Origin of the sequence: Promicromonospora iranensis (assembly GCF_028994775.1) — a bacterium.
In the GTDB taxonomy this organism is placed as follows: Bacteria; Actinomycetota; Actinomycetes; order Actinomycetales; family Cellulomonadaceae; genus Promicromonospora; species Promicromonospora iranensis_A.
This window is the reverse complement of the sequence record NZ_JAJQMN010000005.1, coordinates 62,776-76,172: the sequence shown is the minus strand read 5'-3', so window position 1 is coordinate 76,172 and position 13,397 is coordinate 62,776. Positions and strand designations below refer to the sequence as shown.

General features: G+C 71.3%; 11 protein-coding genes and 1 tRNA gene. 7 read left to right on the top strand and 5 right to left on the bottom strand.

Annotated elements, in window-relative coordinates; all coding sequences use genetic code 11:
- Positions 1-66: 66 nt before the first annotated feature.
- The 7 genes from LUU90_RS10270 (at position 67) to LUU90_RS10240 (ending at position 6,648) form a co-directional block, all read left to right on the top strand.
- On the top strand, positions 67-1,743 hold the full coding sequence (locus LUU90_RS10270) for a PQQ-binding-like beta-propeller repeat protein (protein ID WP_275003324.1): 1,677 nt from the start codon (positions 67-69) through the stop codon (positions 1,741-1,743).
- Between the two features lie 120 nt (positions 1,744-1,863).
- Entirely contained in the window at positions 1,864-2,751 is an 888-nt protein-coding gene (locus LUU90_RS10265; protein ID WP_275003323.1) for a hypothetical protein, read from the top strand.
- 174 nt (positions 2,752-2,925) lie between these two features.
- A tRNA-Pro gene (locus tag LUU90_RS10260) sits at positions 2,926-2,999 on the top strand.
- Positions 3,000-3,321: 322 nt separating this feature from the next.
- The gene (locus LUU90_RS10255; protein WP_275003322.1) at positions 3,322-3,816 is read left to right on the top strand and encodes an aminoacyl-tRNA deacylase; all 495 of its coding nucleotides are present in this window, start codon (positions 3,322-3,324) and stop codon (positions 3,814-3,816) included.
- 176 nt (positions 3,817-3,992) lie between these two features.
- Entirely contained in the window at positions 3,993-4,826 is an 834-nt protein-coding gene (locus tag LUU90_RS10250; RefSeq protein WP_275003321.1) for a CPBP family intramembrane glutamic endopeptidase, read from the top strand.
- Positions 4,823-5,992, top strand: a complete 1,170-nt coding sequence (locus LUU90_RS10245; protein ID WP_275003320.1) for a sensor histidine kinase — start codon at positions 4,823-4,825, stop codon at positions 5,990-5,992. Before LUU90_RS10250 ends, LUU90_RS10245 begins: the two co-directional genes overlap by 4 nt.
- Complete coding sequence (locus LUU90_RS10240; protein ID WP_275003319.1) at positions 5,989-6,648, top strand: response regulator; 660 nt, start codon at positions 5,989-5,991, stop codon at positions 6,646-6,648. Before LUU90_RS10245 ends, LUU90_RS10240 begins: the two co-directional genes overlap by 4 nt.
- Positions 6,649-6,754: 106 nt before the next feature.
- On the opposite strand, the gene LUU90_RS10235 is transcribed toward LUU90_RS10240, so the two are convergent.
- The 5 genes from LUU90_RS10235 to LUU90_RS10215 form a co-directional block, all read right to left on the bottom strand.
- On the bottom strand, positions 6,755-9,376 hold the full coding sequence (locus LUU90_RS10235) for an FtsX-like permease family protein (RefSeq protein WP_275003318.1): 2,622 nt from the start codon (positions 9,374-9,376) through the stop codon (positions 6,755-6,757).
- Positions 9,376-10,194, bottom strand: coding sequence for an ABC transporter ATP-binding protein (locus tag LUU90_RS10230; protein WP_275003317.1), 819 nt, complete (start codon positions 10,192-10,194; stop codon positions 9,376-9,378). The genes LUU90_RS10235 and LUU90_RS10230 overlap by 1 nt, the downstream gene beginning before the upstream one ends.
- Before the next feature lie 130 nt (positions 10,195-10,324).
- Positions 10,325-11,458 (bottom strand): epoxide hydrolase family protein, encoded by a 1,134-nt coding sequence (locus tag LUU90_RS10225; protein ID WP_275003316.1) that lies wholly within the window; start codon positions 11,456-11,458, stop codon positions 10,325-10,327.
- Between the two features lie 120 nt (positions 11,459-11,578).
- On the bottom strand, positions 11,579-12,286 hold the full coding sequence (locus LUU90_RS10220) for an NADPH-dependent F420 reductase (protein ID WP_275003315.1): 708 nt from the start codon (positions 12,284-12,286) through the stop codon (positions 11,579-11,581).
- Between the two features lie 31 nt (positions 12,287-12,317).
- Positions 12,318-13,262, bottom strand: coding sequence for an SDR family oxidoreductase (locus LUU90_RS10215; RefSeq protein ID WP_275003314.1), 945 nt, complete (start codon positions 13,260-13,262; stop codon positions 12,318-12,320).
- Between the last annotated feature and the right edge of the window lie 135 nt (positions 13,263-13,397).

Below are 13,397 nucleotides of genomic sequence, written 5' to 3'. Positions count from 1 at the left end.
AGGACTTCATCCGGGCTCCAGGACTTCGCCCTCCTCGGTGCTCTGTCGCGCACCTATGCTCGCTCCATGGCGCGCGATCCGGATCAGAGACCCGCACTTGTCTTTGATCTGGTCGAGCAGGACACCGTCGAGCAGGGCATCTCGGAGCCGGCGGTCCCGTACGCGGCGGCGCGCCCTGACGATCCCCGCCCGCCAGCCGCCCCGGACGACGGCGAGCACGGTGAGCACGACGGGGACGCGCCGCTGCCGTACCGAGCGCACGGCGGATGGCGTGCCGTCACGACGGTCGCGGCGATCCTCGCGATCGCGGTCGGGACGGGGATCGCCTCCGACGGCGTGCGCGACGGCGCGCGGATCGAACGGCTGCGCGACGCCGACGGCGGTGTCGAGGACCTGTCCGGGCCGCTGGAGGAGAGGTGGGCGTGGGACGGGGCCGTCGGCACGGGCGAGAGCCTGGACGGGACCGAGGCGGTCGTGCTCGGCGACGTGCTCGCGTTCGAGTCCGGCCCCGAGCTGGTCGCGCTGGACCCCGCGACGGGCGCGCAGGCGTGGACCGTCCCGCTCGGCGACGATCCGGAATGCGGCCCGCTGGGCGTCTCGCCCTACGCGGGCACGCCGGCCGTTCCGGCATCGGTACTGGTGTGCCTGTCCGGGTCCGACACGAACCGAGAGGTCGTCACGGTCCGGCCGGACGGCGCGACCTCCGCACGGCGCGCGCTCGATCCCTCCGACACGCGCCGGTACGGACCGCCTCGACCCGGGCCGGACGGGACGGTGCTACGGGCGCGACGGGTCGGTCCCGAGTCAGCGGTGGACCGCGGCGACGCCAGGTGCAACGAGAACAGCGAGTGCAGCGGGACGGTCCTGGCCGGCCGGGACGTCGAGCTCCGGGCCGAGGACGCCGTCACGGGCGACATGCGCTGGACCGTGGTCCTCCCGTTCCAGGAGGCGGATGCCCACAACTGCTGGCGCACGTCCTGGGCGGACCGGAGCGGCGACGTGTTCTTCGACGGTCTGATCTACCCCAACGCGTTCACCGCACGGATCACCGCCGACCTCGTGGACCTGACCGGATGCGGCGTGGCGGCCACCATCACCCCGGACGGCACGCTGCTGGGTGCGGAGCTCGAACCGGGTACGGGCGCCGTGGAGAGCCGTGGCGCAGGGCGGTACGCCTGGCTCGACTACAGCGGGCCCGCGCGCACCGTCCTGTACTCGGGAGACGGCGCCGTCGTCGGCGAGCTTCCCGGCTACGTGCGCGGTCCGCGTGCCTCGGACGGAACGGGGCCGGCCACGATGATCGGAAACGACGAGACAGGGTTGCGCCTCCGCGCCTACGACACGGACGGCACGCGCCGGTGGGACGTCGGAGCGCGAAGTCCCGAACAGCCGTTCCTCGCCCAGGTGGGCCGGACGGCGGTGCTCACGGCGGGAGTCGCGGAGGTGTACGGGCTGGACGTCGCCACGGGTGCCGAACGCTGGCACTGGGACGGCTCCGACGTCGGCGAGGGCGTACTCCAGGCGTTCACCGACGGCCACTCGGTCCTGCTGCTCCTGATCCAGCCCGAGACCGGCATCCCGCGGATGGTGTCGCTCGACGCGGCCACCGGCGAGATGCTCTGGCAGGAGGGAGACGACGTCCCCGCGGACGGTCCCGACTACTGGGCGTCCGCGGCGACGCTGATCGCGGTGGACGGGCATCTGCTGGAGGTCGACGGAACGGGCGTCCGCAAGCTCGGATAGGGCCGAGCCTCTGGCGCGGCAACGTCGGGCCCGGCAAGGATGGGTGCGCGCCGGTCGCGGCGCAACGAGGCGCGTTCAGCCCGCGCCGTCGTCGAACGAGCCCGGGAGCGAGAAGCAGTCATGACGGACGCTGTGGCACCCCGGGAGATGGCCTCGACGGACTGGCGGGACTACCCGCCGATGTTCTCGGTGCCCGACAAGGGATCCCGGATCACCGCCCTGGCGCCGGGTGCGGCCCCGGGACAGGTCTCGACCCGGCTGTTCTTCTCGGCCCTGCTGTCGGCGGTGACGTGGGCGAGTGCCGCGCTGGTCGGTTCGTCGGTGCTGTGCGGCGCCTCGGCGGCACCATCCGGCGTGTGCCTCGCGGACGCCGGCCAGGGCTGGCTGATCGGCGGTGCGCTAGTTCTCTGCTATCTGTCCGCCGTCGTCACCGTCGGCGTCGCCGAACGCGCGCGCGACGCCTTCGGGCAGCGACGCGCGGCGTCGTTGTTCTACCTGGCGCCGCTGCTCACCGGCGTCATCCTGGGCTCGGGCGTCGGGGCGGCGATCGCCGTCGGCCCGGATGCGGGAGAGGGAGTACGCCAGACGCTCGACGGCAGGCTCGGCACCGAGGCAGCCGCCATCTCGGCGGCTGTGGCCGTGCTGGCCGCGGTCTGGTTCGTGACCGTCGTGGCCCGGCTACCCGGCGCCCTGCGCCACGCTCGCAAGCGGCAGGAGACGATCGAGCGACTCCGTCGGGACGGGCACCGATATGCCGGCCACCTGCGGCTCGGCGGCGTCAGGTTCTGGCTGCACAGCGAGCCGGAGCTCGATGTCACCGTCGCCTACGACTCTCCGGCGGGCCGTCACGAGGTCTCGGCCCGCATGCGGAGCTCGGCCGACCGAGTACCGAAGGACGGGAGCCGGGTCGTCGTCCTCACCGACCTACGGGGCGCGGTCCACATCGAGCTCGATCCCGCCGTCGAGCCCGTCTTCGAGCCGGAGGAGCGCTATTCGCCGTCTGAGTAGGCTGGATCCGGCACGGTGGTGAGGCCCGTCGTCGAGCCGTGCGGGACTGTGATCTGGGACGCGGGTCGCGATTCGGCCCCTCCTGGTCGGGCATGGGGCTCGAGTTGGGGTAGTATTTCCGTCGGCCCCAAAGGGCCAAAACCGGTAGTGTCGAGCATGCTCGAAACACCGCCGCGGGCTGTGGCGCAGCTTGGTAGCGCACTTGACTGGGGGTCAAGGGGTCGCAGGTTCAAATCCTGTCAGCCCGACAGTGTGATGTCGCAGGACATCGGAATGGCCTGAACCTACGGATCGTAGGTTCAGGCCATTCGTCATTTCCGGGCAGGTCCGGGTGGACGGCCTGTGCCCTGGTAGATCTTCGTCGGGTCGAGGGTCAGGTCGCGGAGGACTGAACCGCCCTGGAGTTCGTTCCAATCCTGACATGAGGAGGATTGAGGACACATCGCACTCCCCCGTGGAGACGACGGTTCTCGGTCGACCGGTTGCTTTGTGGCCTGGAGGGCCGCGGACTAGGGTGATGCCCGTGCGGAGGTTCATACACCTGCGTGCTCAACCCCGAGAGGTGGAAGAATGAGCGACGCAGGTCGTGTGACGGACGGCACGGAGCGGTTCGAGGCGGATGCGGTCGCGCGCGGACTCGACGTCGAGATCGTCGAGCATCTGGAGGCGCAGAACCTCGCAGAGCTAGCCGATCTGCTCAGCGTCCAGCCGGGCGAGATCGTGAAGTCGCTCGTCGTGAAGCGGCACGACGGAAACTTCCTGTTCGCGCTGGTCCCCGGCGGCCGCCAGATCTCGTGGCCGAAGCTCCGCGCGGTGGTGGGTGTCAACAAGCTGCGGATGTCCGACGACGAGATGGCCCACGACGCGACGGGCTACCGGCGTGGCGTCACGCCGATCGGGTCAACCACGGCCTGGCCGGTCGTCGCCGACGAGCGAATAGTGGGCCGCCGGATCGCCGTGGGCGCGGGAACCGCCGGGCGCATCGCCTTCGTCGACGCGGACGCCCTGGTCGCCGCCTACGGCGCGACCGTCACCGACATCAGCGCTGAGGAATCGCCCCACTGACCTTTGCGGTCGACCCTACGCACAACCGGACGCCGACTACCCGGTGCGGTCCGCTCTGTCCCCCGTGCGAGCTACCTGCGAGTGTCCACCGTGAGGTGATGTTTCCGGACGGTCGAATCCTTAGTGTCGAGGTAGTCCGCGGCGCCCACGCCGCGGCTTCTCACCCAGGAGTCATCGTGCGTTTCGTCTGGCAGCTCTTAGCGGTTGCGGCGGTCTGGATCGTCGGCAATCTCGGCACGGCTGCAGTGAAGGACAACCCCTGGCTGGCGCTCGTCGCCGGCCTACTGACGGCCGTCGTCGCGGTCCTGGTCTACCGCTGGGTGGTGCGGCGAACCGAGCACCGGGCGCCCGTCGAGGTGTCTCTGAAGGGAGCAGGTTCCGGGATCAGCTGGGGCACGCTGCTCGGCATCGCACTGTTCGGGGCAGTCATCGCGAACATCGCCTTCTTCGGTGACTACACGGTCAACGGCCTGGGCAACCCGGCGAGCGCCGTCACCCTGCTCGGGATCATGGCGGGTGCCGCCGTGGCCGAGGAGCTGGTCTTCCGCGGTGTCCTGTTCCGCAACATCGAGCGCTGGACCGGAACCTGGATCGCGCTCGTGCTGACCGGCTCGCTGTTCGGGCTGATCCACCTGGCCAACCCGAACGCGACCCTGGTGGGTGCCTTCGCTATCGCCATCGAGGCGGGCGGGATGCTGACCGCCGCGTACATCGCCACCCGCAAGCTGTGGGTGCCGATCGGTCTGCACTTCGGCTGGAACATCGCCGCGAGCGCGATCTTCAGCACCGAGGTGTCCGGCAGCAACACCGCGCAGGGCCTGCTGGACGCGACGATGTCAGGTCCCGCGCTGGTCACGGGCGGCGCCTTCGGACCGGAGGCCAGTGTCTACGCGGTGGTGTTCGGCGTGCTGGCCACCGGCCTGTTCATGTGGCTGGCCTACCGACGTGGGCACGTGGTCCCCGTCCGTCGCTCGGCCCGGGCGGACGTGGCCGCTAGGCTCACCCGGTGACCGAACTCCGGCAGGTTCTGGACCGGTGGCGTCAGCTCGACGTCGCGGTCCGGGACCTGCTGCTCGCGTTGCTGCTGGCGGTCGTATCGTTCGTGCCGGCGTTCCACGGTCTGGGGACGGAGATCGGCGCGCTGCCGACCCGTCCCTTCGACACGCTGGCCGTCGTCGCGATCGTCCTCCAGTGCTTCCCGCTCGCCGTTCGCCGACGGTGTCCGGCCGCCTGCCTCGTCCTGGTGTTCCTTGGCTTTGCTCTCGATCAGCTCCGTGGTTACCACACGCTCGCGGGTGCCGGGCTCGCAGTCGCGCTGCTGAGCGCAGGTGCCTATCTGGAACGCCGTCGCCGCACGGTCGTGATTCTCCTCTCGGGTGCCTACGTGGTGCTGGCAGTCGCGCTCGACCTGGTCGGCGGGGCCGAACGGGTGGACGGGTACCTGACGTTCTATGTGGTGCTGGTCCTCGTGTGGGCCGTCGGCTCGTGGCTGCGTGCCGTCCGGGCGGCCGAGGCCGAACGCAGGCTACGGGTCGCCGAGGAAACACGTACCGCCGAGCGCACGCGGATCGCCCGCGAGCTGCACGACGTCGTGACCCACCACGTGACAGCGATGGTCGTGCAGACAGAGGCCGCCAAATACCTGACAGGCGCCCCCGACCGCCTCGACGAGACGCTGGACGCGGTCACCGACACCGGCCGGCGAGCCATCGGCGACCTACGGCACCTCCTGGACCTGCTCGACCCGGGCCACGACGGCGCCGCCCGGACACCGTCGCTCCGGGACCTGCACACTCTCGTCGAGCAGACCCGTCAGGCCGGACAGCCGGTCGAGCTCACCGAGGAGGGCACACCGTCGCAATCGGCGGGCAGCGCCGAGCAGGTCGCCCACCGGGTGGTGCAGGAGGCCCTGACGAACGCCCTCAAGCACGCACACGGCAGCCCGACAGCGGTCGGCGTGCGCTACGACGAGAAAGAGATCACCGTGCAGGTCAGCACGGCCGGTGCGAGTCCTGAACCCACCGGCACCCGGCCGCGCCCGGCCGCCGGGAGCGGCCGGGGCCTCGTCGGGCTCCGGGAACGGGTGGACGCACTCGGGGGCGAGTTCGGCGCGGACCGGCGAGCGGACGGTGGGTTCGTCGTCCACGCGCGCATCCCCACCGGGAGCCCGGGATGAACCCACCGATCCGGGTCCTGGTGTGTGACGACCAGGCGCTGATCCGTACCGGGTTCGCGACGATCATCGACGCCCAGCCCGACCTCGAGGTGGTCGGCGAGTGCGCGGACGGGCGGGCCGCCGTCGACCTCGCCCGCCGGCTGAACCCCGACGTAGTGGTGATGGACGTCCGGATGCCGGTCCTCGACGGTATCGAGGCGACCCGCCTGCTCGCCGGCGCCGGCGTGGAGCAGCCTGTCAAGGTGCTCGTGGTGACGACGTTCAACCTCGACGAGTACGTCTACGAGGCGCTGCGGGCCGGGGCGAGCGGGTTCCTGCTCAAGGACGCCCCGGCGGCGCAGCTGCTGACCGGCATCCGTACCGTCGCGTCCGGGGCCGCGCTGCTGGCGCCCGAGGTGACCCGGCAGCTCGTCGGCCGGTACGCGTCCCGGATCCGCCCCACCGAGAACGCGGCACCCGAGTCCGCCCTGACCCCGCGCGAGCTGGAGGTGCTGCGCCTCATCGCCAACGGCCTGTCGAACAGCGAGATCGCCACGACGCTGGTGATCAGCCAGGAGACCGTCAAGACGTACGTGTCACGCCTCCTGGCCAAGCTCGGACTGCGCGACCGCGTGCAGGCAGTGGTCCACGCCTACCGCAGCGGCCTGGTGACCTAACAGTTCACCGTGTCCGCAAACCGGGCCCGTACGACAGGCACACATGCGGCGGCGCCCGTGCACCGGTCAGCAGTGCACGGGCGCCGTCGTCGGCGACGAGCGGTCGTCATTCCACCCCGAGCGCTGCCACGGGTGAGGTGCGGGCAGCGGCCCGCGCCGGGAGCACCGAGGCGAGGAGCCCGGCGACGAGCGCGATGACCACGACCACTGCGATGTCGATCCACGGGACGGCGTACTGCACGTCGCCCATGAGGGACAGCGTGGTGGCGGCGCCGGCCCAGCCGAAGATCAGCCCGAGCACGATGCCGACGACCGCCCCGACGCCGGCGATGAGGACGCCCTCGACGGCTAGCATGCCGCGCAGCTGGCCCGTGCTGAGGCCGATGGCCCGCAGGGTCGCGGACTCCCTGGTCCGTTCGATGACCGAGAGCGACAGCGTGTTCGTCACGCCGACCAGGGCGATCACCACGGCGACGGCGAGCAGCCCCACCATGATGCCGAGGATGATGTCGACGATCTGCCGGAACTGCTCGGCCTGAGCCGCGGGGCCCACGACCTGGGCGTCGAGGTCGACCTGCGCGGCGGCGGCCTGGACATCTGTCAGCACCGCCATGGTGTCGGCATCCGAGATGTGCCCCCAGATCTCGGTCCAGGGCTCGGCGTCGGCGACGCGGGCGAGGTCCTCGGGCGTGACGGTCCGGTCGAGCTGCCTGGAGCCCGTGATGACGACCGTCAGGTCGACCGAGCCGTTCGGGCCCGAGACGGGGGTGCTGTCGCCCGTATCGAGGGACAACCAGTCCGCCGTGTCCTGGGTCAGCAGGATCGAGCCCTCCGCGAGCCGTTCCGCCTCCTCCGGTGCGTTCACCACGGCGACCAGCTCGTCCGGGTCCGCGGCGTTCAGCCACGTCTCCTTGGCGTCGGCGATCGTGCCCGTCGCCGTGGTGACGACCGCGACGTCGGAGACGCCGGAGGTTCCGGCGACGGCGTCGCGCAGGCCCTCGACGTACTCGGGTGCGGTGGTGGACACGCTCACGTCGTACGGGAAGGCCCCGTCGAGGCCGCGCTCCGAGGTCGCGCGGGCGCTGGCTGCGCCGGTGGACATCATGGTGACGAGGGTGACGCCGATGAGCAGCGCGGTGGAGGTCGCCGCCGTGCGGCGCGGGTTGCGCAGGGTGTTGGCGACCGCCAGGCGGGAGGCGGGTCCCGTGCGGGCCACCAGGGCGCCGAGGGCCGCCGCGACGCGGGGCAGCCAGAGCACCGCGCTCAGCACGACGCCGAAGAACGTGAAGGCGATGCCGCCGACCGCAGCGGCGACACCGGGTCCCAGGGAGCTCGCGTTCCCGAGGGTGACGCCGAGGCCGAGCAGCGCGATGCCGCCGAGGAGGGAGAGGATCGCGAACACGAGCCGGACCCGGCCGGTGCGGGCGCGGAGCGTCGGGGCGTCGGACGGCCGCAGCGCGGCCAGGGGTGCGACCCGGGTCGCCGAGCGGGCCGGGGCGAGCGCGGCCAGGACCGTCACGACCGTGCCGACGGCGAGCGGCAGCACTATCGACTGCACGGTCGGCGTGATCGTCGTCGGGATCGGCACCCCGAGGTCGAAGCTCGGTACGGTCAGCAGCGCGGCCTGGGCGAGCAGCAGGCCGGTCAGGGTGCCCACCACGGACGCGAGGAGGCCGAGGATCGCGGCCTCCAGCAGGACGCTGCGGTAGACCTGGCCGGTCCCCGCGCCGATGCAACGCAGGAGCGCGAGCGTCCTGGTCCGCTGTGCGACGAGCACCTGGAACGTGTTCGTGATGACCATGGCCGCGATGAGCAGCGCGATGGCGGCGAACGCCATGACGAACACGATGAAGATGAGGTCCTCACCACCGGTCAGTCCGGAGGCCTCCGCTGTCGCCGCCGCCTCAGTGGTCTCGACGGACACCTGAGCGGCGTCCGCGCCGACGACGTCCTGGATCGCGGTGCGCAGCGCCGCGGGGACGCTGGTGCCGGTGGGTGGGGTGTCGAGCGTGACGAGCAGCTGGCTGACCGACGTCGGGAAGGGCTCGGCGGCATTCCAGGCGCTGAGCGTGGCGGACGAAACCGCGGCGACCCCGCCGGAGATCGTGTAGGCGCCGTAGGGGTCGGCGGCGAGGCCGGTCACGGTCAGGGTCTCGATGACCCGTTCCGGCTCGCCGAGCTCGTCCGCCGGGTCCTCCGCCCCGCTCTCGGCCCAGCCCTCCGGGTACAGGGTGCGGGACAGCTTCACCGTGTCGCCGAGGCCGACCTCGAGGCGCTCAGCGACCTGGGTGGTCAGCGCCACCTCGTCGCCGGCGGCCGGCCAGGCGCCGTCGGTCAGCTCGAGCGGCGAGAGCCGCGGGTCCTCGGGGACGGGTGTGAACATCTGGTAGCCGCCCTTGCCGCCGTTGCGCAGGTTGCCCGACCAGCTGGTGACGGGCTGGACGGCCGTGACGCCGTCGACCGAGCCGACGGCCGTGACGTCCGCACCGGTGAACGAGCTGTCGGACGTCTCGGCGGACTCGTCCGATGCGGACACGACGAGGTCGGAGTCGGCGTATCCCGCCGCGACGACGTCGCGGGTCGTCTCCTGGATGACGGTCCCGGCGAGCAGAGTCACGGCGACGAACGCCGTGCTGATCAGGATGGCGACGCCGGCTGACGCGAGGCGGCCCGCGCTGCGGCGCATCTGCCCGAGGGTGAGGCGCGCGGCGGGGAAGGAGACGGCCATCAGGCGCCGGTCCCGGTGGTCGTGCCGGTGCCGGTGGCGGGGTCCGTGGCGACGGAGGGTTCAAGGGTGCGGAGGGCGTCGAGGCCGGCCATGGCGGACTCGGGGGTGGGGTCGCTGATGTCGCCCGCGATACGGCCGTCGGCGATCAGGACCGCACGGTCGGCGTACGCCGCGGCGGAGGGATCATGCGTGACCATGATGATCGTGCGGCCCAGCTCGCGCACGGAGCGGCGCAGGAACGACAGGACCTCGGCCCCGGAGCGAGAGTCGAGGTTGCCGGTGGGCTCGTCGGCGAACACGACGTCGGGCTGCGCGATCAGGGCGCGGGCGATCGCGACGCGCTGCTGCTGCCCGCCGGAGAGCTCTCCGGGGCGGTGGGTCAGCCGGCCCGCCAGGCCCAGGGTCTCGACCAGGGTGTCGAACCAGGCCCTGTCCACCGTGCCACCCGCCAGCTCGACGGGCAGGGTGATGTTCTGCTCCGCTGTGAACATCGGCAGGAGGTTGAACTGCTGGAACACGAAGCCGACCCGGTCGCGACGCAGGCGGGTCAGGGCCTTGTCGTTCAGGCCTGTGGTCTCGGTCGTGCCGAGGAAGGCTTGTCCGCTGGTCGCGGAGTCGAGGCCCGCGAGGAGGTGCATCAGGGTCGACTTGCCGGACCCGGACGGGCCCATGATCGCCGTGAACCGGCCCTGCTCGAAGTCGACGTCCACACCGTCCAGCGCCCGCACGGTGGCCTCACCCTTGCCATACGTCTTCGTCAGGGAACGAGCGCGCACAGCCGGTGACGACGACCCCGGCGCGTAAACGGTGGTATCCATGCCGCAGACGTTACGGACGACCGGTGCCGCACCACGTCCTGCCCCGGGCTGGTTCACTGCGGCTGACGTCATACCCAGGGCGTACGGGTCCGCGCGCCGCCCGCACAGCGCGCGACTGCTGCGGTCGACCTCAGCGCAGCTGGCGGAAGAACTCGGTGATGTCGTCGGCGAGCAGTTCGGGCTCTTCGTGGGCGGCGAAGTGCCCGCCGCGTGGCATCGTCGTGTACCGGGTGATGTTGTAGGTGCGTTCGGCCCAGGAGCGCGGCGGCTGGGTGAGGTCGGCGGGGAAGACGGCGACGGCGGTGGGCACCTCGACCTTGTCGACGCGCCGGGTCAGGCCGCGGGCGTACTCGTAATACGGCCGGAACGACGTCGAGATCGTGCCCGTGAACCAGTACAGGGACGCCTGGGTGAGGACGAAGTCGTCCGTGAAGCGGGACGACAGATCGCCTCCCGAGTCGCTCCAGGCGCGGTACTTCTCCACGATCCAGGCCAGCAGGCCGGTCGGGGAGTCGGACAGAGCGTGGGCCAGGGTGAGCGGGCGGGTGTTCTGCTGATGCTGGTAGCCACCTTCCTCGGCGCTCCAGCTGGCGACCTGGTCGAGAAAGGCATGTTCGTCCGGGGTCAGGCTCGCGGGGTCGTATTCCTGGGGCGCGGCGACGGCGAGCAGGTGGATGCCGGCCAGCGACTCAGGGTAGGCCTCACCCAGACGCGAGGTGATTCCGGCGCCTAGGTCGCCGCCGTGGGCGGCGTACCGGGCGAAGCCGAGCTCGTCGCGCATGAGCCGGTGCCAGATCTCGTGCGTCTGGAGGGCCGGCGGGAGGGTCGGCCGCTGCGGTGAAAACGTGTAGCCGGGTAGCGAGGGAACGATCACCGTGAATGCGTCGGCCGTGTCTCCGCCGTGCTTCGACGGTTCCGCGAGGCGCCGGGCGAGGTCGGTGAGCTCCAGGAAGGTGCTGGGCCAGCCGTGGGTCAGCACGATCGGCAGGGCGCCGGCTCGCTCGCCGTCGAACCGGAGGTAGTGGACCTGCGTGCCGCCGACGTCGGCGATGTGGTGCGGCAGGGCGTTGATGCGCGCCTCGTGCGCGCGCCAGTCGTAGCCCAAGGCCCAGTACTGGGCGAGGCGGTGTACCTCGGAGGTGTCGGCGCCCGCCTCCCAGCCGTCGACCGGCCACGGCGCGGGCCATCGCGTATTGCGCAACCGTGTGTTCAGGTCTTCGAGGTCGGTCTGAGACACCGCGATCAGCGGCTGGTGGTCGGTCATGTGGCTCTCCTGGTGGGGCTCGTGCGCGTTGACCAGGCTCGCTCGTGGCCCCGCCCGATGCCTTCCGGACGGGGCCACGACACGGCCATGGTCATACCGCGGCCCGCGCCAACTTAGGGGCTATCGCGTTGCGGCGGCCAGTGCCGCGCGGATGGCGTCCGCGCCGGCCGGCTGGCCCTTCCCGTTCGAGGCCGACCCGTACGGGGTTCCCCACACCGGGGTGCCCGTCGACTGCCGCCAGCTGTCGGCCAGCGTGCCCGCGTCCACCACGTCGTACCCGACGGAGTCGATGAATGCGGTCACCGCCGCCTTCGCGGGTGCGGAGTCCCCGGCGATCGGCAGGTACGAGCGGTCGGCCGCACCCGCCGGGCGGGAGAGTGAGAGGAGGTGCCTGAAATAGATGGTGTTGAACGCCTTCACGACGCCGGCATCCGGGATGTACCGCAGCAGCAGACCGCTCGAGGTCAGCGACGCGTCGTCGAGCTCGGGGATGTGCCCGTCACGTTCGGGGCCGTAGTTGGACGTGTCGATAACCGCCTTCCCCGCCAGCGGCGCGACGGGGACGTCGGCGAACGCCGTGACCGGGATCGAGACCACGACGATGTCACCCGCCGCCGCTGCTTCCTCGCGCGTCCCCGCGGAGGCCAGCGGCCCCAGTTCCGCGACCGTGCGCGCGAGCGTCTCGGGGCCGCGCGAGTTGCTGAGCACGACCTGATGGCCGGCCGCGACGGCGAGCCGCGCGATGTTGCCGCCGAGGTTTCCGCTTCCGATGAAACCTATGGTCGTCATGTTCTTCGTGTCCTTCCAGTAGGGCCTGGTCCTTGTCATGCCGGACTCGTTGCGGTGGGGGTTCCTGCTGTCAGGTGGCGGGAAAGTAGTGACCGTTGTCCAGATCGTCGAGGAGGCGGGGCTGCGCCGGCTCCCAGCCGAGGGTGCGGCGAGTGATGAGGTTGGACGTCGGGTAGCTCTGCGTGGCGACGTTCGTGAGGAACCCGAAGTACCCCGGCAGCATCAGCTCGTCCAGGGGGACGCTCACGGCCGGCACGCCCAGGCGGCTGCCGATGGCCTCGGCGATCTCGCGGAACGGGACGCCTCCGTCCTCGACCGCGTGCCAGTACCTGCCGGCCGGGCCCTTTTCCAGCGCCAGCCGGAACAAGGAGGCGGCGTCACGGGCGTGCACGGCGTTCCACAGGTTCTCGCCGTCCCCGGGGTAGCCGGCCAAGCCCCTCTCCTTCGCGAGCGCGATCAGGCTGGGGAGGAAACCCGCCTGGTCGGTAGTGCTGTGCGCGATGTTGGCGATCCGCACGACCGAGGACCGCACGTTCTGCTCGGCAAGTCCGATGATGGCGGCCTCTACGACGTTACGGGCCCGCAGGGTGCCCTTGTGCTCGTCGCCGACGGGAAGGGCCGGGTCGTCCTCGGTACCCGGCCGGCCCAGGTCCCTCCCGGTCCCGGGCGAGCCGATGCTCCCCGCCGCGACCAGGGGCTTTCCGGTTCCGGCGAGAGCCTCGCCGTACGCGAGCATGATCGGGAGCTCCGCGGCGGCCACGGCGTCGATCCCGCCGGACGGGAGCAGGTCCTGCCGGTGCGCGACGTGGATAACGCCGTCGGAATCCGCAGCGGCCTCTTTGAGTCTCTCGAGGTCCTGGAGGTCGCCGCGGCGTACCTTCGCGCCCAGCGCGGACAGCGCCGCCGCGGCCGCTTCCGACCGAGCCAGGCCGGTGACCTCGTGCCCGGCGGTGACGAGCTCGGGAATGATGTACGAACCGGAATGGCCGGTCCCGCCAGTGACGAAGACGCGCACGGTACTACTCCTTGTGAGTGGTGCGGGGTGAGGGTGCGGGGTGAGTGGTGCGGGGTGAGTGGTGCGGGGTGAGTGCTGCGGAAGCGTTGGTAGTGCGGGGTGGGCTCAGCCGGGGTGGGCTCAGCCGGGGTGGGC

Excerpts from the sequence above, each read along its gene's own strand:
- LUU90_RS10270 (WP_275003324.1), top strand. The coding sequence starts at position 67 with ATGGCGCGCGATCCGGATCAGAGACCCGCACTTGTCTTTGATCTGGTC.
- LUU90_RS10265 (WP_275003323.1), top strand. The coding sequence starts at position 1,864 with ATGACGGACGCTGTGGCACCCCGGGAGATGGCCTCGACGGACTGGCGG.
- LUU90_RS10255 (WP_275003322.1), top strand. The coding sequence starts at position 3,322 with ATGAGCGACGCAGGTCGTGTGACGGACGGCACGGAGCGGTTCGAGGCG.
- LUU90_RS10240 (WP_275003319.1), top strand. The coding sequence starts at position 5,989 with ATGAACCCACCGATCCGGGTCCTGGTGTGTGACGACCAGGCGCTGATC.
- LUU90_RS10235 (WP_275003318.1), bottom strand. The coding sequence starts at position 9,376 with ATGGCCGTCTCCTTCCCCGCCGCGCGCCTCACCCTCGGGCAGATGCGC.
- LUU90_RS10230 (WP_275003317.1), bottom strand. The coding sequence starts at position 10,194 with ATGGATACCACCGTTTACGCGCCGGGGTCGTCGTCACCGGCTGTGCGC.
- LUU90_RS10225 (WP_275003316.1), bottom strand. The coding sequence starts at position 11,458 with ATGACCGACCACCAGCCGCTGATCGCGGTGTCTCAGACCGACCTCGAA.
- LUU90_RS10220 (WP_275003315.1), bottom strand. The coding sequence starts at position 12,286 with ATGACAAGGACCAGGCCCTACTGGAAGGACACGAAGAACATGACGACC.